Source organism: Streptomyces sp. NPDC039736, from assembly GCF_055596485.1.
In genome coordinates this window covers 787,224-803,969 of sequence record NZ_JBVIUQ010000003.1, presented here as the reverse complement: position 1 = coordinate 803,969, position 16,746 = coordinate 787,224, and the positions used below count along the sequence as shown (strand labels likewise).

The window sequence follows — 16,746 nt, the reverse complement described above, 5'->3', positions numbered from 1 at the left end:
GCCGCGACCGGGACAAGCCGACTCCCCTCCCCCACCGGGCACTTGGGCAGGAGAAATTCGACCGCGTCGTGAAGTGAGAGTGCCGGGTCCGGCCGGCGGGCGACGGGCGCGTCAGGCCCTGTGGTGCGCGCGAGTGGTGGGAACAGCCCGTGGTGGGAACCGTTCGAGCCGTCGGGCCATGGGGGTAATCTGCCGTAACGGGCGGCGAGTTGGCGCGGGCGCGCCGGATACGTACCATCCGCCTGCGACAGGGTGCCTGGAACCGGCAGGACGGAGCGGTGCGGTGAACGACGCGATACCCGATGCGGGATCCGGACCAGGACCGGAGGCGGGGCCAGGGGCTCCCGCGGCACCTGGCATCGACTGGGAGGCCGAGGGCCGCTGGCACGACACGCGGCCCGCGTCGTTCGTGGCGGTGACCGTCGTCGGGTGCGCCGTGGCCGCCGGGGTGTGCTGGGCGGCGGGGAACACGGGCTGGGTCCGGGTGATGGCGCTCGGCCTGGTGCTCTCGGTGCTCGGCGCCTGGCTCAACGACCGGATGATGGTGAGCCTCCAGAGGAGGACCGGTGTTTCCGTGCGGCACGCGGCGGTGCTGCTGCGGCACCTGCGGCAGGAACGGATTCCCCACGATCCCCGGGACCGTCGCGTCATGGCCGAACTGGTCCGGATGCAGATCGGCCGGCAACGGCCGGTGACGGGACGGGCCGCGGTGACGGGCCTGGCGGTCTTCGTGCTGCTGGCCGCCTTCATGCTGGTCGCCGGCCACGTCGTCCTGGCCGTCGGAACAGGGGTCCTCGCGGTTGCCTTGATCAGGCAGTACCGCGGTGCCGCCCGGGTCCGCGCCCGGCTCGCACGGATGGAGAGGGTGCTGGCGGAGCCGGACGCCTGAGTCCCGCTGCCGCGCGTCGGCGGATTCCGGCCGTGGTCAGGATCGCAGCGGCGGTCGCGCCGGCGGCGAGGGCGAGGACCGGGCCGCCCACTGCGAGGGCGTGCTGGAGGGAGGTGGCCGCCGCGTATCCGGCGCCGGCTTCCGCCCCGGCCCACAGGGGTGCGGCGAGCAGGCTGGAGGGGGCGATGCGGCGGTAGGGCACCCCCGTGGCGCCCGCCAGGTGCGGGGCCAGGGTGCGTACGACGGGTACGAAACGGGTGAGGAGGACGGCCCGGCCACCGCGTCGCGCCATGAGGGCATCGGCGCGCCGCCATGCGGCGGCGGGGATGCGGTGCCCGGCACGGCCGGTGCGCAGGCGGCTGCCCAGCAGGTGCCCGGTGCGGTGGCCCAGAGCGTCGCCGGCCACGACCGCGCACGAGGCGGTGGCGATGACCAGGAGGAGGTTCAGCTCGCCGGTGCGGGCCAGTGCCCCGGCGGTCAGCAGCAGGGCCAGGGTGGGAACGAACGCGCCGATCAGCAGCACGGACTCGACGAGCACTGCGGCGGCCAGGACCGCGTAGGCGGCCGGGGCGGGCATCTGGCCGAGCAGGGTGGTCGGCGTGGTCATCGGCGCGCGCCGGCCGGTACGGTCCGGGGCATCGCCGGGGCCGCGGAGGCGGCCGGGCCGGCCGGTCGGCGCAGTTGCCATACCTTCGCCGGGGGCAGGTTGCCCCAGACGCTCCGGCAGCCCGTGGCGTACCGGTGCTGGTAGGCCGCCAGAAGCCGCGGGGCAGCCCGTACCGGCTGAGGGAGCGCGGTCAGCTCCAGCCGAACCGGCGGTCCACCACCGCGGTGAACTCCTCGAAGGACAGTACGGCGTCGCCGTTCTGGTCGGCGGCGTCGAACAGGGCGGAGGACGCGTCGGTGTCCTGCACGCCCCAGGACGGGATCACGCCCGCTGCGGCCAGCGACGGGCCCTTCGCCCGCAGGGCGACGATCACCTCCTCCCGGGACAGCAGCCCGTCGCCGTCCAGATCGAGGGCCTCGAAGAGCCTGCGGGCCTTGTCACTCATCACATGTCCCCGTCGGTGTGTGGGCGGCGGATGCGCCGTCCCGCTCATGCGGAAGGACGCGTGCCCAGCGCCCCGGGTTGCCCGCCCCACCCTGCGGCTGGCGGGCGGGGGCCGGGGCTGCCGTCCGGCCGGGCGGCCGGCCTCCCGCGGGGCCCCGGGGCCGGTCCGCGCCCTGAGCCGCCGGCCGGACCGCCGGGCGGCCCAGACGACTGCCAGGAGGGCCGGCGCGAGCAGCGGGTGGCCCATGGCGATCCGCGCGAAGGCGAGCCGGCCCGTGGAGTCCTCCTCGTACAGCCACTGCTGGACGACGAACCTGGCCGCGAACACACCGGTGAGCGCGAGGGTGGCGATGTCGTAGGAGCGGACCGACGGCTTGTCCTTCAGCCAGGCGGTCCCGGTGCTGTTCAGCGCGCCCCAGATGATTCCCACCAGGGGCCGGCGGACCAGGACGGAGAGGAGGAAGACCGCTCCGAGCACGAGGCTCGACCAGATGCCCAGCAGGAAGTAGCCCTTCGCCGAGCCGGTCTTCCAGGCGACGAAGGAGGCGACCGCGACACCGAACAGGCCGGACAGGGCGGGCTGTACGGGTTCCTTGCGGACCAGGCGCACGACGGAGAGCGCGACGCCGGCGCCGACGGCGGTGAAGATCGCGGGGGTCAGGCCCAGGGAGGCGTTGGCGAGCACGAAGGCCACGATCGGCAGCATCGTGCAGACCATGCCCGTGGCACCGCCCATCTGCCCCAGGGCGGTGGGCCGGGCCTTCGGGGACGCGGGGCCGGTGGGGCGTACCTGTTCAGTCATGGCGGACCAACTCACCGGGGTAAGGGGGGTGTTGCCGGCAGGTGCTGTCTGCTGCCGCGTACCGGCGCTACCGCGGCTGCCGCCTCCCGGCGCGTCCTGCCGCATTCCGGTCCGTACCGGCGCGAGTGCCCAGGTGGCGGGAGAGGAAGCGGTCGGCCGCGTGGTACATGTCGATGTTGTTCTCCGGGTTGACGAAGCCGTGGCCCTCGTCGTCCTTGACCATGTACTCGACGTCGACGCCCCGGGCGCGGAGCGCCTCGACGATCTGGTCGGACTCGGCCCGGGTGACGCGGACGTCGTTGCCGCCCTGGATCACCATCAGCGGGGTACGGATCGCGTCGACCCGGCTGATCGGCGAGCGGGCGAGCAGTTCCGCCTCCTGCGCGGGGTCGTCGGGGTTCCCGGCGTAGCGGTACCAGTTGTTGTACAGCGACGGCTTCACGAACTCCGGTACGTTCCGCAGGAAGGTGACGAGGTTGGAGATGCCGCAGAAGTCGATCGCGGCGGCGAACACGTCGGGGGTGAAGGTGACGCCGACCAGCGTGGCGTAACCGCCGTACGAGCCGCCGAAGATGCCCACGCGGCCGGGGTCGGCGTACCCCTCGGCGACGGCCCAGTCGACGGCGTCGATCAGGTCGTCGTGCATCCTGCCCGCCAGTTCCCCGACGCCGGCCTGGAGGAAGGACTTGCCGAATCCGGTGGAGCCGCGGAAGTTCACCTGGAGGACGGCGCAGCCGCGGTTGGCGAGCAGTTGGGCCGTGGGGTCGAACCGCAGGCTGTCGCGGTGCCAGGGGCCGCCGTGCACCAGCAGGACCAGGGGCAGCCCGCGCGGCTCGGCCCCGCGGGGCAGCGTCAGGTACGAGGGGAGGCCCAGCCCGTCCCGCGCGGTGATCGTGACCGGGGCCATGGGGGCGAGGGTCGCGGGATCCAGTCCCGGCAGGGGGCGGAACAGGAAGCGGCTTTCGCCGGTGGAGTGGTCGTAGAAGTAGGTGGCGCCCGGGTCGAGGGGGTGGCTGAAGCTGACGACCCAGCGCCGGCCGCTCGTGTCACCGGACACGGAGGCCAGTTCGCCTTCGGAGAGCTTCTCCAGGTTCTCCAGGACTGCGGCGAAGTGGGGGTCCAGCGCGCGGACGACCTGGCGCTCGCCGAGGTAGCGCACGCCGAGGAGTTCTCCGGTGCCGCGGTCGAGGATCAGCGGTTCCGGCATGGTGGGGAAGACGCTGGAGCGGGTGTCGAGGTCGAGTCCCGGGTGGCTGTCGACCGGGGTCTGCGTACCGCTGGCCAGGTCGAGCCGGGCGATGCCGAGGTGGTCGGTGTCCCCGTAGGAGGCGATCCACACGCCGGTGCCGTCCGGGGTGGGCTGGAACGGGTTGATCCCCACGGGGTGTTCGGCTCCGTCGAAGGTGGCCACCAGGCGCAGGGCTCCCGTCTCCGGGTCCCACTGGGCGAAGTCGATCTCTCCGCCGGGTGTCCAGATCTGGGCGTACAGCTTCCCGTCCGGGGTCGGCAGGAGTCCGGCGAACCGGCCCGGGTTCTGCGCGACGACCGTCAGCTCGCCGGTGGCGATGTCGACTTCGCAGAGGTCGAACTCGGCGGGACTGCGGTGGTTCAGGTGCACGGTCATCCTGCCCGGACGGGCGGGCGACGTCTCCCAGGCCACGGCGGTGGCCCCGGGGTAGGGGGTGAGGTCGAACGCCTCGGCGTCAGGATCGTCCAGGTCGACGCGGTGGACGTGCCAGTTCTCGTCGCCGTCGCCGTCCTGGGCGTACAGCAGCCACCGGGGGTCGTCGGTCCAGCGGAAGGTGTGCACGCTGCGGTTGTCGTCCGCGGTGACGCAGCGCGCCGGCTCGCCCGCGTCGAGGCTCTCCACCCATACGTTGAGCCGCTCGCGCCAGGGGGCGAGGTAGGCGATGCGGGTGCCGTCGGGCGAGATCGAGGCCGCGACGCGGGCGGGCGGGGTGAAGAAGTCCTCGACGGCGAGGAGGGGGGCGTGGGGCGGGGAGTGGTGCGGGAGGTGGTTCGGGTCCTGGTGCGGGACGGCTTTCGGGGCCGCGTCCGGGACATCGTTCTGCACGTCGTTCGGGACGTCGTTCTGGGCATGGTTCGGCGCGTCATTCTGGGCATGGTTCGGCGCGTCGTTCGGAACGGTCGGCATGAGGACACTCCTTGTCGGATACGTGGTCCGTGGGTCGAGGTGCGCTCCCCGAGGAGGGCTGCGTCGGCCCCGCCCTTGCGCGCGCTCTGCGGGGGCGGCGGCGCCGGGCGGCGGGGCTCGTGACGCCCGAGGGGGGCGGCACTCGCGGTGTCGGGCGACGGGGCCCGCAGCCGCCGGGCGGGCCCGCGGTGCCCGGCGGCAGGACCCGCAACGCCGGGCGGGCCCGCGGTGTCACGCCACGGGGTTCCCCACCACTCCCCCGGTGGCGGTGCGGATGGCCTGGGCGAACCGTCCGGCGAGCTCCGGCACGTCGGAGAACTCCGTGAGGTCGGCACCGGACAGGACGGCCGCCCCGATGTGCTCGTCCAGCACCCGGATGACCGCCGCGGCTGCCGCGGCGTGCACCCGTACGTCGAGGTCGTCGTCGGGGCGGTCCAGGCGGCCCCCGATGATCGACCGCAGCTGCCGTTCCGTCTGGTCGCAGGCCATCAGCCAGGCCGTACGGAGCGCCGGTTCGGTGTCGGCGAGCCGGATCATCTGCATGGCGAGCATCTCGTCGGCGTGGCTGACGGGCGGCGCCTCCTGCCGGAGCCGGTTCAGTTCGGCGGTGAGGTGGTCCTCGAGGGAACTCTCCCGGGGCCAGCTGCGCAGCACGCTCAGCAGGGTGACGACGCCCTGCATGACGATCGGCTCGGCGCAGCTCTCCTTGCTGCGGAAGTGGCGCCAGATGGTCCGCGTGGACAGGCCCACCGCCTCGGCGATCTGGTCACCGCCGGTGGCGGCCACGCCCTGCTCCCAGAACAGGCGCGCGGCTTCCCGCGAGATCTCCAGCCGCAGCCGCTCACGCCGCTGGTCACTCATTCCGCCCGCGCTCCGCTTCGTCTCCGCCACGATGCCCCGCCACCTCTCCGCTTCTGTCTCTCAACGACAGTATGTCACTTAGTGACACTCGACAAGAGGGGCGGCGCCTCGCACGACGACGTTCGCCCGCCGACGCCGAAGGACCTGATCGAGCCAACAATCGAGCGGCCCCGCCGTCCGCTCCCCGCAGCGGCGACCGGACTCCCCCGCCTGCCGGCCACCGGCGCTCTTACCGCCGGTTACGGTGCTCAGCTCCGGCACGCGCGCCCGCGGGAGCACCTCCACCCGAACACGGGCCGGCGTCCGGGCCGTTGGCACCGGTCGGCCCCCGTACGCGCCATTCCGCCGCGAAGGTCCGCCCCGTGCGGGCCTTCGGTGCCAGCATGGTGACCATGACGACTACAGGGCGTACCCCTGCCGGTCCCCGGGAGCCTTCCGCGGGTCGTGGCCGCGGCCGGACCATCGCGGGTGTGCCCGTCCCGCTGACCATGGGCGCGGAGGAGGAGTACCTCCTGGTCGACCCGGTGTCCCGGGCGGTGAGCGCGGCCGGCCCGGAGGTGGTGGCCGAAGCGGCGGGTGAGCTCGGCGACCGCGTCGGCCCGGAGCTGACGCGTTATCAGGTCGAAGTGCGCACCGACGCCCACAGCAGCCTGGCGGAGTTCGCCGAGCAGGTCCGCTCCACACGTGCGACCGTCGCGCGGGCGGCGGCGCGGCACGGCCTGCGGATCATCTCCAGCGGCACCCCGGTCCTCGGCCAGGCCACCCCGCCGCCGTTGACCGGGAGCCCCCGTTACGCCAGAAGTGCCGCGATGTTCCGTTCGCTGGACGATGAACAGAGCGCCTGCGCCTGCCACATCCACATCGGCGTTCCCGACCTCGCCACCGCGGTGCGGGTCAGCAACCACCTGCGCCCCTGGATTCCGGTCCTGATCGCCCTCACCGGCAACTCGCCCTTCTGGGCGGGCCGCGACACCGGCTACGCCAGCTGGCGCACCACCACCTGGGGCCGGTGGCCGGTGGCGGGGCCGCCGCCGTACTTCGAGTCCCTCGCCCACTTCGAGGACCTCGTCGCAGGCTTCATCGCCACCGGCACCGTCATGGACCGCGGCGGCCTGTACTGGGACATCCGGCCCTCCCACCACGTACCCACACTGGAGTTCCGCTTCGCCGACGCGACCACCACCCCGGGCGAGACCGTACTGCTCGCGGGCATCCTCAGAGCGATGACCGCGGACGCGCTGCACGCCATCGCCGCCGACGAGCCGGCGTTCCGGCCGGAGCCGGAGATGCTGCGGGCCGCCTGCTGGCGTGCGGCCCGCCACGGCCTGGCCGGGCAGGGCATCGACCTGACCACCGGCGGGCTGTCCCCCGCCGTCGGCCAGCTGGACCGGCTCCTGTCCCGGCTGCGGCCCGCTCTGCTGAGTCACGGCGACAGCAAGCTCGTCCACACCCTCTGGTCGCTCCAGCGCGCCCACGGCAACGGCGCGGAGCGGCAACGCGCCGCCCACCGGACCCGCGGCAGCCTCGCCGACGTCGTCGACCATCTGATCGACAGCGCCTGACCGCTGACGCCCGGTCAACTCAGCGGACGACCTGCGTTTCCCGTTCCCGCCGAGGGGTGGGGCATGGTACTCCGCGGCCCCTCGCCCGAAGGAACCTCCCTGCGGGAGAACGGCGCCCGCCCGGATGTTTGTATATAGCAATGATCATGTTTGTATATAGCAATGATCGTTGACACACAGCAGACCCACGAGCGACGGACGTACCTGGACCACGTCCTGGAGCACTGGCACGAGGACCAGGACGCGGAGGCGCTCGTCCAGGGCGCCCAGCGGCTGACCAGGGCGCAGGCGCGCCGACGGCTGTTCCGCCTGGGGCACGCGCTGCGCGGGCAGGGGCTCGTGCCGGGCGACGGCGTGGGGCTCTTCCTCGCCAACCGGGTGGACTCCGTCCTGGTACAGCTCGCGGTCCACCTCATCGGCTGCCGCGTGGTCTTCCTGCCGCCCGAGCCGGGACCCGGCGAACTCGCCGCGCTGGTCGAGCAGTCCAAGGCACGCGCGGTGGTCACCGACCCGCTCTTCGCGCGGCGGGCCGCAGCCGCGGCCGGCCGCAGCGCCCACGCACCCGTACTGCTCAGCCTCGGGCCCTGCGAGGAGCAGTGCGCCGACCTGCTGGCCCTGGCAGCCGAGTGCCCCCCGGTACGTCCCGAGGGCGTGCCCGCGGCGGGTGCGGACGAGTCCGTCACCGTCCTCTACACCGGTGGCACGCTGGGCCGCCCCAAGCTCGCCTCGCACAGCCACCGCCTCTACGACGCGCTGGTGGACCTGACGCGCAGCACTTCCGAGGACTCGGGGCCGGGCGCCTTCCTGACCGCGCGGCCCGCTCCGGTTCCGGCCCCGGCCCGTGCCCCGGGTTCCGTCCCCGCCCCCGGCCCGGTCACGGCCCCGGACCGGCACCGGGTGCTCGCCGCCACGCTCCTCACGCACGGGAGCGGGCATCTCACCGCGGTCCAGGCGCTGGTGACGGGGTCCGTCCTCGTCGTGCTGCCCGAGTTCGAGCCCGGGTCCGCGCTGGAGGTGCTGCGCGAGGAGCGGATCACCGCCGTGATGTTCGTACCGCCCATGCTGTACGCCCTCCTCGACCACCCGCGGTGCACGCCGGGAGCCCTGCCCGCGCTCCGGCGCGTCGTCGTCGGAGGCGCGGCCTCCTCGCCCGCCCGGCTGCAACAGGCGGTCGCCGTCCTCGGTCCCGTGCTCAGCCAGGGTTACGGACAGTCCGAGGCGCTGGGCATCACCGCGTTCGGCGCGGAGGAGCTCGCCTCCGAGGCGGCCCGGCGGCCCGAACTCTGGCGCAGCTGCGGCCGGGCGATATCGGACACCGAGATCGAGATCCGCGGGGAGGACAGCACGGAGCCCCTGCCCGCCAAGCGGGTCGGCGAGGTCTGCGTACGGGGAAAGTCGGTGATGCTCGGTTACTACGAGGACCCGGAGCGCACCGCCGAGGCGCTGCACGACGGCTGGCTGCGCACCGGGGACATGGGTTACCTCGACGACGAGGGCCATCTCTACCTCGTCGACCGGGCCAAGGACATCATCGTCACCGGCAGCACCAGCGACAACGTCTACTCCCGGGTGCTGGAGGACTTCCTGCTCACCCTGCCCGGCGTGCGCAACGCGGCGGCACTGGGCGTACCCGACGAGGAGTACGGGGAGGCGGTGCAGGTCTTCCTGGCCACGGCGGACGGCGCCGACGTCGACCCCAGGGCGGTCGGTGAGGCGGTGAGGGCCGAACTGGGAGAGCTGTACACACCCCGCAGGACGGTCCTGCTGGACCGCCTGCCCACGACCAAGGTCGGCAAGGTGGACAAGAAGGCGTTGCGCGCCGCGTGGACCGAGGCCGGGCCGGACAAGTAGGCCGCGCGGCGCGCCTCGGGTCCGCGCGACGAGGTGTGCCGGGAGGTGCGGTGGCGCTCCCGGCGGGCCGTGCCGCCGCTCGGCACGGCCCGCCTGCGGGGAGCCGTCTGCGGACAGGGGCCTGCGGGCAGGGACCCCGCGGGGAGTGACCGGGAAGTGACCGGCGTGCGACCGGGCCGGGCGAGGGTGAGTCCGTACGGCGGCGTCACTCGGGGCGACGGCTCGTCCGGAGCCACGCGGTGCCCCGGCCGGGGCGATCGGATGGTCCCGGCCGAGGTAATCGGATGGTCCCGGGGGACACCGTCATCGGTCCGGGTGTGTCGCCGCCGGGCCGGACCGCCCCCACCCAAGGAGTTCCATGCCTCGTCGCGCCCTTGTCCTCTCGCTCCCCGTCTCCGTCGCCGCGCTCGGCCTCGCCGTGTCAGCGGTGCTCGTCCCACCCGTGGCGGCTGCCGCTCCGCCCTCGGAAGTGCCTGCGGCCTCCGGCACCGGCTCGGCTGCTTCCGCCGTGGACCCGACTCCGCCGAACATCATCTGCGACTCCGGGTGGGACCTGAAGCCGGGCACCTACTTCTCCACCAGCTGCCGGCCGGACGGCTGGGTGCCCTACCAGGAGTACCGCGCGGTGGTGCACTGCACCAACGGGGTGGCGTACGGCCCCTGGGTGGTCCCCTTCGACGCCCCCCGCAGGACGGTCTCCACCGCGCGGTGCTCGGGAGGCACCCGGACCGGCTGGGACACGCAGTGGCGCCGCCCCTGACCGGGCACTCGTGCGGTGATCCGTCACTGCGTCAGGTCGACGACGACCTTGACGTCGTCGGGCCGGGACTCCAGTGCCTGGGCGGCCCGGTCCAGAGGGACCCGCCGGGTGATGAGCCGGTCGAGCCAGTCGCCGTCGGCCTGTGCCAGGGCCTCGGCGGCCTGCCGGAAGTGGCGCAGGTTGGCGTTGACGGAGCCGACGACCGCGTCGTTCTGCAGGACGATGTCCCGGTTGAGGGTGCCGGCGTCCACGGTGATGCCGCGCCCGGCGGGTGAGACGCCGGTCAGGCATACCACTCCGTAGGAGGCGGTGCCGGACAGCGCCGCGAAGACCAGGTCGCTGGCTCCGGTGGCTTCGATGACGACGTCGGGGCAGAGCTTGGCCATTACGTGCCGGGCGTCGTCCGTGTGGTAGGTGGCGCCGACATCGCGGGCGAGGGAGGGCTTGGGGCCGTCCTTCACCTGGTCGAGGAGGTGTACGTCGAGTCCTCGCTGGGTTCCCAGCAGGGCGGCCAGCAACCCGATGGGGCCCGCTCCTGTGACCAGGACGCGCTGCGGCTCGAACCAGGAGCGGCCCCCGACACGTTCCACCTGCTCCCACGCCTTGGCCACCACCGAGGTCGGTTCCATGAGCACACCCGCCCGTTCCAGGCGGGGTTCCAGACGCACCGCGTAATCGGGTTCCACGCACCAGAACTGGGCGCCGAATCCGTCGAGTTCCTTGATCCCGCGTTCGGTGTAGCGTCCGTTGCGGCACATGTCGAACTCTTCCCTGGCGCACGCTCCGCAGGGCACGGGGTCGGGCCTGCGCACCACACCGGCCACCAGGTCGCCGACGGAGAACGAGCTGCCCGGTGGGGCCTGCTCGACCCGGCCCAGGGACTCGTGCCCCAGGACCATCCAGTCCCGGCCGGCCGGCGCCCATCCGTACTGGCCGCCGGCGAGCTCGTGGTCCGTCCCGCACACGCCCATCATCAGTCCGCGTACGAGGAGGTCGGTCCCGGTCGGGGAGGGCACGGGCAGATCGCGCACCCGCAGGGAGTTCCGCAGGCCGGGTTCTACCGTCAGCGCGCGCATCAGTGGCAGCCTCTCTCAGCTCGTGCCCCGGCCGGCATCGACTCTCGCGTACCACCCCACCGGACGTGCAAACGGGGTCCAGGCGTACGGGTACCGCTGCCCCGGGCGCTCCATCTCGCTGTCGCACACACGCTCGACCGAGGGGCCCCGCCCGGCCCGTGACGTACACCCGGCGGGCTCCGCGCACACCACCACTGTCACCCGTTTGATCGCGGGCGCCTACGAAATTCCTGATCAGGCGGCAGAGTGAGTCCCATGTGGCTTCGTCGAACAGCCGCGTGCGCCCTCACCGTGCCGCTGGCTCTCCTGTTGTTCCGCGACACCCCGGTACGGCTCTTCGCTGCGCAGCCGGTGCCGTTGTCCGGAGTTCAGCGGCCCGCGATCGTCAGCCGCGCGGAATGGCATGCCGACGAGGCCCTGGTGAAGGAAGTCGCGACGACGACGGGGGCTGTGCAGACCGTCTTCATCCATCACACCGGGCACGCCAACGGATACTCCTGCGCCGACACCCCCGCGATGCTCCGGGCGATGGAGGAGTCACACATCCGCGACCAGGGCTGGGACGACATCGGCTACAACTTCGTCGTCGACCGCTGCGGCACCATCTACGAGGGCAGAGCAGGCAGCATCGGCCGCTCCGTGCTCGGCGCCCACACCACCGGTTTCAACGCCCACAGCGTCGGGATCGCGGCCCTCGGCACGTTCCACCCCGGCGTGCCGGGGTCCGATGCGCTGATCAAGGGGATCGCCAAGGTGGGCGCGTGGAAACTCGACAGGGCCGTCGACCCCCGGGGCCTGGTACGGATGGTTTCGACCAACGACGACAGCCTGTACCCACGCGGTCAGGCCGTCTCCCTCCCCACCGTGGCGGGCCACCGCGACACCTATCAGACGCACTGCCCCGGCGACGCGCTCTACGCACAACTCCCTCTCATCCGGACGGAGATGGCCAGGCTTCGGAATTCGCACCGGCAGCAGCGGTCCGCGGACGGCGGCACGGGTGCACCCGACCACCGCGGGCACCGTCTCCGCGACCGGCACCCCTACCGCGCCGGGTGAGCGGAGGTGCCGCCCCGGGCGGGGCGTCGTGCCGGACCGGTCCAGCAGTCCAGACGTACGGCCGGAGCACCCCTGCCGCCTGCACGAGGCGGCGCCCTCGGCGGTTCCGGGAGGCGGAGGTCACCTCATCCGTTCCAGCGCGGAGGCAACGGGGGCCACGCCGTCCTCGCGTGCCAGCTGGTCGGCGATGTGCCGGGCGCGGGCACGGTATGCGGGGTTGGTGGTGGCCCGGCGCAGTGCGTCGCCCAGGGTCGCGGCGGTCAGGTGGCGCAGCGGAACGGACGCGGGGGCGGTGCCGAGGCCGACCAGGCGGGAGGCCCAGAAGAACGCGTCGAACTGGACGGGCACGGGCACGCAGGGCACTCCCGCGCGCAGGGCGGAGCCGGTGGTGCCGGCGCCGGCGTGGTGGACGACAACGGCGGTGCGGGGGAACAGGGCGGAGTGCGGGACGTCCCCCACAGTGATCATGTCCTCCGCGACGACGTCCTCCCCGGCGAAGCCCTCCTGGGCGACGTCCTTCTTGGTGGCGTCCTCCTGGGCGACATCTTCCTTGGTGGTGTCGAGCCCTGCCCAACCGCGCTGGATGACTCCCCGCAGCCCGGCGGCACGGAGCGCGGCGACGATGTGGGCGCTGGTCCTGCGCGGGTCGGGCGTGGTGGCACTGCCCAGGCCCACGTAGGCGGGCGGCGGGCCGGCCTGGAGGAAGTCCTCCAGTTCCGGGGGAAGTTGACGGCTGGTGTCGTGGGTCCACCAGTAGCCGCAGATGTTCAGGCCGGGGCGCCAGTCGCGGGGGCGGGGCACCACCCGTTCGCTGAAGCCGTGCCACACCGGCCACCGCTGCCGCTCCCGTGCCCGCCGGGCGGCTGCCAGGCGGGTGGACGGCAGGCCGAATTCGGGGGCGAGAGTACGTGCGGCCCGTGCGAAGACGGTGTCGATGGCCGCGGCGACGGCGTTGCCGCTCCACCGGTTGCCCACCGGCCCCAGGGAGCGGTGGCCGGCGAGCATGGGCGGCGGGAACTCCCGTGTCCCGTGCAGGGGTTGCAGGAACAGCCCCATGCTGGGGCGGGAGAGCCCTTCCGCGATGGCGTATCCCAGCGGCGCCACCGCCCCACCGGCCAGGACGACGTCCGCGTCGCGTGCCGCGTCCACGAGCAGCGGCGTCATCTCCGTGGCCACGTCCCTGGCCAGAGCCGCCGCCTTCAGCAGCTTCCCGGCGCCGGACCGGCTCTCGTGCAGCCCACGGCCCTCCAGTGACTGCATCACCGCTCGGGGATCACCGGGCAGGGCGGCGAAGCGCACCCCGGACCCCGCCACGAGCGGCGCGAACGGACCGTGGGTCGCCAGCGTCACCTCGTACCCGGCACGGACCAGCCCGGCCCCCAGCCCGGTGAACGGAGCGACGTCCCCGCGCGAACCAGCCGTCATGATCACCACTCTCACACCCGCCAGCATGCCCCGGGGCAGCCCGGTTCAATGACCGGCGGCACGACATTCGGAGGGGTGCTGGTCGGGCCGCCGTTCCGGGGGAGGCCGGTGAGCGGCTCGGTGCACACCGATCTGCCGTCGCCGGCAGCCGTGATCGACCGCCGCACGGCCACGCACTGCCACGCACGGCCCCGGGGCGGCCACGGACCTGCTCAACGCTCCCCACGTGACCGCGTATCGGATCGCCCCCTTCTCATGCGCAGGATCAAGGCGACCGCGTCCTGCGAGCAGGTGCCGGGCGTCAGCACTTCCTGCAGGAGGAGGCCGCGAATCGCGGCAATGGTGACGTCGGCCGTCTCCCGTGCTTCCTTCGTGCCGAGCCCTTCGCGTTCCGCGAGCGAGGACAGCACCGCGGTCAGGTCGTCGAGCGACTCCACGAACTCACGGAATGCCTCGGGCCCGTACGCGGCAAGACCGACGACATAGAAGAAGCCGCGGGCACGCGACAGTTGCTCCGGCCGGGTGTAGGTACGCCAGATCGACAGCACCACATCGTCGAAAGTGCCCTGTCGGGCGGCCTCCAGAAGTGCCTCGTTGTCGCGCGATCGCTGCGCCTTGAGCAGGGCGGCCAGGACGCCCGAGAGCGAGCCGAAGTGGTACCGCAACAGGGCATGGCTGCTCTCGATCCGGGCGGCGACCTCACGGAGCGACATCTCCGGCGGGGGCAGGGCCTCGCCGAAGGCGTCGAGAAGCCGTGCCAGGAGTCGCTCGCGCGCGTTGCCCCTGCGTTCCGAGGTTGACAGGATCACTCCCACAGTTTATCCATTGGAAAAGAAGGAAGGGTGGTTCCGTATCGCTGCGCACATGGTCGCAGTCGGCTCGCAGCGCCGGAGGATCGACCGCGGCGCCTGCTCGGGCAGTCGGCACGGCGGTCGTCGGCGGGCGGGGTGTCGTCCCCGCGGCCTCGACGTCCCCACCGAGCCGGCGACGTCGACCTCCCTCCCCTCCACGAAGCGTCCGTGCCCCCCTTGGCGTCTCCAGCACGATGTTTCCGCCCCCGCCCAAGCCGTCCGCGTCACCGCGTCAACCACGCCGTCCTCGTCACCCATGCCGTCCGCGTCACCCAGGCCGGCCACACCGCAAAGGACCACAGATGAGCACCATGTGGCAGGGCTGCCTCGCCCACACCGACTACTTCGAGATGCGCTCCGGCGGCGGGCACGACTACGGCGTCTGGGTCACCACACCACCGCATTACGACCCGGCCACGGCGAAGGCACCCGTCGTGTACGTGCTCGACGGCAACTGGGCCGTGGGCATGACCGCCCCTCTCATCGTCACGCAACTGGACCCGATGCAGTCGATCCAGCCCTACATCCAGGTCAGCGTGGGGTACGCGGGCGAAGAAGCGGAGCACTGGGACCGGTTGCGCAACCGCGACCTCGTGCCCCCCGGCGAACCCGTCGCGAAGGAGTACGTCGATGCGGTGGAGCTGGGGGTCGAGAGGGGCACGACGACTCGCGAGCAAGCCGATTCCCAGCTCGCCGAACTGCGCGACAGCCGCGGGGACGTGTTCCTGGACTTCCTCACCGACGAACTCCACCCGCGGATCGAACGCGACTACGGCACCGCCCCGTCCGGTCACGGCCTCTTCGGCTATTCCTACGGCGGACTCTTCAGTCTCTACGCCTGGCTCACCCGCAGCACCTTCTTCGACAGCATCGGCGCGGGCAGCCCGGGCATCGTCCATACGGACAGCCAGGTGTTCGCGCGTCTGGAGGCAAGGGGAGACGACCTGCCCGCCACCAAGCTGCATGTGACGTTCAATGAACGGGAGATCCTCGGGGACATGGCGGTCTACCAGAATCTCGCGACGAACACGGCCACGTTCCTGCACCGCCTCACCTCGCGCAACGCATCCGTCACCAGTGCACTCATGCACGAAACGCACGTGACCGGACTCCAGGCATCATTCCTCAGCTACCTCAGGACCTGCCGGGCCCAGTAGATCTGGACGCCTCGCCGTTCGGCGGCCCACGCCGGAACCGGCAGCGCGTCCCTCACCACCGCTCACTGGGTATCCGTCGTGTCCGACGGATACCACCGCGCCCTGTCCGGACGGTCAGCAGCGTTCCCGAATCGATGCGCGAGGCAATCGCACGCCGACACGCGGGAGTTGGACGGGACCCGCACCGTCACGCAAGACTGGGACCACAGGGCCTCCATGGTGCACGAGTGGCGTCGCAACCCCGAGCTGCCAAGGGGCCCCGTCTTCATACATCCACCCGGTCAAGATCACCCGACCAGGGGCCCTGTTCGATCAGGACCGTCCTCATGATCGACAGGAATACGGCTTCTCACAGCACGCGCAAAGCCTGGTCGGTGTCACGTTCACGCCTGGCGAGCGCATGCAGTACGGCCTGATCGCCGTGCCGGTCACGGGCGGCTGCGACAAGGACATCGACTGCGATGGCGAGCGTGGCTTCGGGCGTCTGGCAGTGAGCGCCCACGCTGAGAACCAGGTCATCAAGGTGCACTGCCAATTCGACGCATCGGGTTTGGAGGTAGCCATCGAGCAGCATTTCCTCTCCAGGCCGGTGGAGGATGGCCACTCGCCGATCGGCTGGCTCTTGGTCCAGCCGTTGTGCCAGCCTTTGCCATGCAGCGCGCGCCTGCTCAGCCACGGCGGCGGGGCCGACGGCTGCCGTCTCCTCGCTCCGCGCGCGTACACCGACGTTGAGTGCGGAACCCGGCAAGGACGTGCCGACGAGCCGCGCGTAGTAGCGCACTGGCGATACGGGCTCCGTGCCCACTGTCTTGCCGTCGAGAAACCATTCGACCTGCAGGACGCTGCGCGCAAGGTGACCGGCCAGTCCACCAACCGTCATCCCCGGCAGCACTGACTCCTTGTCCCAGCGGCGCGCCACCTCTTCCGTGGCCAGCAGGTGCACGGCCCGCTCGGCGCCCAGCAGGTATGCCTTGCGTATCTCCTTGGTCATGCGAGGCATCCTGCCCGCATCAAGATCGTCACAGCCGAGGCGTCCATATGATGGATTGTCTGACCAAGATATGGACGAGCGATCGGTGGGGCCAAAGTCCCGTCGTTGTCTGCGAGGTACCGGATCGCGTCGACCATGCGCGCCCGACCACGGATCACCCGACGGGGCAGCCGCAAACGAACCCACCCCTTCCTCCACGCCCGGCAGCCCTGCGCAGGACACCTCCTCACCCGGCCCGTCCTGCGGGGCGGGCTCC

At 72.2% G+C, this 16,746-nt stretch carries 14 protein-coding genes and 1 pseudogene; 6 read left to right on the top strand and 9 right to left on the bottom strand.

Annotation, left to right across the window (positions count from 1 at the left end):
• The first annotated feature begins 283 nt into the window (after nt 1-283).
• Nucleotides 284-889 carry a hypothetical protein gene (locus ACZ56L_RS13090; protein ID WP_471063770.1) on the top strand — a complete coding sequence of 202 codons (606 nt, stop codon included), beginning with the start codon at nt 284-286 and terminating at the stop codon, nt 887-889.
• On the opposite strand, the gene ACZ56L_RS13085 is transcribed toward ACZ56L_RS13090, so the two are convergent.
• The 5 genes and pseudogenes from ACZ56L_RS13085 to ACZ56L_RS13065 form a co-directional block, all read right to left on the bottom strand.
• Nucleotides 810-1,496, bottom strand: coding sequence for a DedA family protein (locus ACZ56L_RS13085; RefSeq protein ID WP_471063768.1), 687 nt, complete (start codon nt 1,494-1,496; stop codon nt 810-812). The two genes, ACZ56L_RS13090 and ACZ56L_RS13085, sit on opposite strands and share 80 nt — an antisense overlap.
• 190 nt (nt 1,497-1,686) lie before the next feature.
• A complete protein-coding gene (locus tag ACZ56L_RS13080; protein ID WP_345227963.1) occupies nt 1,687-1,941 on the bottom strand; it encodes an EF-hand domain-containing protein in 255 nt (84 codons plus the stop codon).
• 192 nt (nt 1,942-2,133) lie between these two features.
• A pseudogene (locus tag ACZ56L_RS13075) lies at nt 2,134-2,676 on the bottom strand (DUF3159 domain-containing protein); the annotation flags it as partial.
• Between the two features lie 133 nt (nt 2,677-2,809).
• Nucleotides 2,810-4,897 (bottom strand): S9 family peptidase, encoded by a 2,088-nt coding sequence (locus tag ACZ56L_RS13070; RefSeq protein ID WP_471063766.1) that lies wholly within the window; start codon nt 4,895-4,897, stop codon nt 2,810-2,812.
• A gap of 231 nt (nt 4,898-5,128) precedes the next feature.
• A complete protein-coding gene (locus ACZ56L_RS13065) occupies nt 5,129-5,788 on the bottom strand; it encodes a TetR/AcrR family transcriptional regulator (protein WP_471063764.1) in 660 nt (219 codons plus the stop codon).
• A 440-nt stretch (nt 5,789-6,228) separates the two neighbouring features.
• Between ACZ56L_RS13065 and ACZ56L_RS13060 the strand changes: the two genes are divergently transcribed.
• The 3 genes from ACZ56L_RS13060 to ACZ56L_RS13050 all read left to right on the top strand — a co-directional run bounded on the left by ACZ56L_RS13060 (nt 6,229) and on the right by ACZ56L_RS13050 (nt 9,931).
• Nucleotides 6,229-7,320 carry a carboxylate-amine ligase gene (locus tag ACZ56L_RS13060; protein WP_468689299.1) on the top strand — a complete coding sequence of 364 codons (1,092 nt, stop codon included), beginning with the start codon at nt 6,229-6,231 and terminating at the stop codon, nt 7,318-7,320.
• 162 nt (nt 7,321-7,482) lie between these two features.
• Nucleotides 7,483-9,171, top strand: coding sequence for a class I adenylate-forming enzyme family protein (locus ACZ56L_RS13055; protein WP_471063762.1), 1,689 nt, complete (start codon nt 7,483-7,485; stop codon nt 9,169-9,171).
• A gap of 358 nt (nt 9,172-9,529) precedes the next feature.
• A complete protein-coding gene (locus ACZ56L_RS13050; protein WP_471063760.1) occupies nt 9,530-9,931 on the top strand; it encodes a hypothetical protein in 402 nt (133 codons plus the stop codon).
• 23 nt (nt 9,932-9,954) lie between these two features.
• Here the strand turns inward: ACZ56L_RS13050 and ACZ56L_RS13045 are convergent, their stop codons facing one another.
• Nucleotides 9,955-11,007: a glucose 1-dehydrogenase gene (locus tag ACZ56L_RS13045; RefSeq protein ID WP_401761798.1), complete on the bottom strand. Its 1,053-nt coding sequence runs from the start codon at nt 11,005-11,007 to the stop codon at nt 9,955-9,957.
• Between the two features lie 255 nt (nt 11,008-11,262).
• Between ACZ56L_RS13045 and ACZ56L_RS13040 the strand changes: the two genes are divergently transcribed.
• Nucleotides 11,263-12,066: an N-acetylmuramoyl-L-alanine amidase gene (locus ACZ56L_RS13040; protein WP_471063758.1), complete on the top strand. Its 804-nt coding sequence runs from the start codon at nt 11,263-11,265 to the stop codon at nt 12,064-12,066.
• Between the two features lie 120 nt (nt 12,067-12,186).
• On the opposite strand, the gene ACZ56L_RS13035 is transcribed toward ACZ56L_RS13040, so the two are convergent.
• Nucleotides 12,187-13,491 carry a glycosyltransferase gene (locus ACZ56L_RS13035; protein ID WP_471063756.1) on the bottom strand — a complete coding sequence of 435 codons (1,305 nt, stop codon included), beginning with the start codon at nt 13,489-13,491 and terminating at the stop codon, nt 12,187-12,189.
• 212 nt (nt 13,492-13,703) lie between these two features.
• On the bottom strand, nt 13,704-14,300 hold the full coding sequence (locus tag ACZ56L_RS13030) for a TetR/AcrR family transcriptional regulator (RefSeq protein WP_345227093.1): 597 nt from the start codon (nt 14,298-14,300) through the stop codon (nt 13,704-13,706).
• A 344-nt stretch (nt 14,301-14,644) separates the two neighbouring features.
• Here ACZ56L_RS13030 and ACZ56L_RS13025 point away from each other — a divergent pair, with 344 nt between their 5' ends.
• Nucleotides 14,645-15,499 (top strand): alpha/beta hydrolase, encoded by an 855-nt coding sequence (locus ACZ56L_RS13025; RefSeq protein WP_468689291.1) that lies wholly within the window; start codon nt 14,645-14,647, stop codon nt 15,497-15,499.
• Between the two features lie 349 nt (nt 15,500-15,848).
• Here the strand turns inward: ACZ56L_RS13025 and ACZ56L_RS13020 are convergent, their stop codons facing one another.
• Nucleotides 15,849-16,490 (bottom strand): maleylpyruvate isomerase N-terminal domain-containing protein, encoded by a 642-nt coding sequence (locus ACZ56L_RS13020; RefSeq protein WP_471063753.1) that lies wholly within the window; start codon nt 16,488-16,490, stop codon nt 15,849-15,851.
• Nucleotides 16,491-16,746 lie beyond the last annotated feature (256 nt).

Coding starts and splice junctions, on each gene's coding strand:
- ACZ56L_RS13040 (WP_471063758.1), top strand. CDS start 11,263: ATGTGGCTTCGTCGAACAGCCGCGTGCGCCCTCACCGTGCCGCTGGCT.
- ACZ56L_RS13020 (WP_471063753.1), bottom strand. CDS start 16,490: ATGACCAAGGAGATACGCAAGGCATACCTGCTGGGCGCCGAGCGGGCC.
- ACZ56L_RS13025 (WP_468689291.1), top strand. CDS start 14,645: ATGAGCACCATGTGGCAGGGCTGCCTCGCCCACACCGACTACTTCGAG.
- ACZ56L_RS13035 (WP_471063756.1), bottom strand. CDS start 13,491: ATGACGGCTGGTTCGCGCGGGGACGTCGCTCCGTTCACCGGGCTGGGG.
- ACZ56L_RS13050 (WP_471063760.1), top strand. CDS start 9,530: ATGCCTCGTCGCGCCCTTGTCCTCTCGCTCCCCGTCTCCGTCGCCGCG.
- ACZ56L_RS13080 (WP_345227963.1), bottom strand. CDS start 1,941: ATGAGTGACAAGGCCCGCAGGCTCTTCGAGGCCCTCGATCTGGACGGC.
- ACZ56L_RS13055 (WP_471063762.1), top strand. CDS start 7,483: ATGATCGTTGACACACAGCAGACCCACGAGCGACGGACGTACCTGGAC.
- ACZ56L_RS13085 (WP_471063768.1), bottom strand. CDS start 1,496: ATGACCACGCCGACCACCCTGCTCGGCCAGATGCCCGCCCCGGCCGCC.
- ACZ56L_RS13045 (WP_401761798.1), bottom strand. CDS start 11,007: ATGCGCGCGCTGACGGTAGAACCCGGCCTGCGGAACTCCCTGCGGGTG.
- ACZ56L_RS13070 (WP_471063766.1), bottom strand. CDS start 4,897: ATGCCGACCGTTCCGAACGACGCGCCGAACCATGCCCAGAATGACGCG.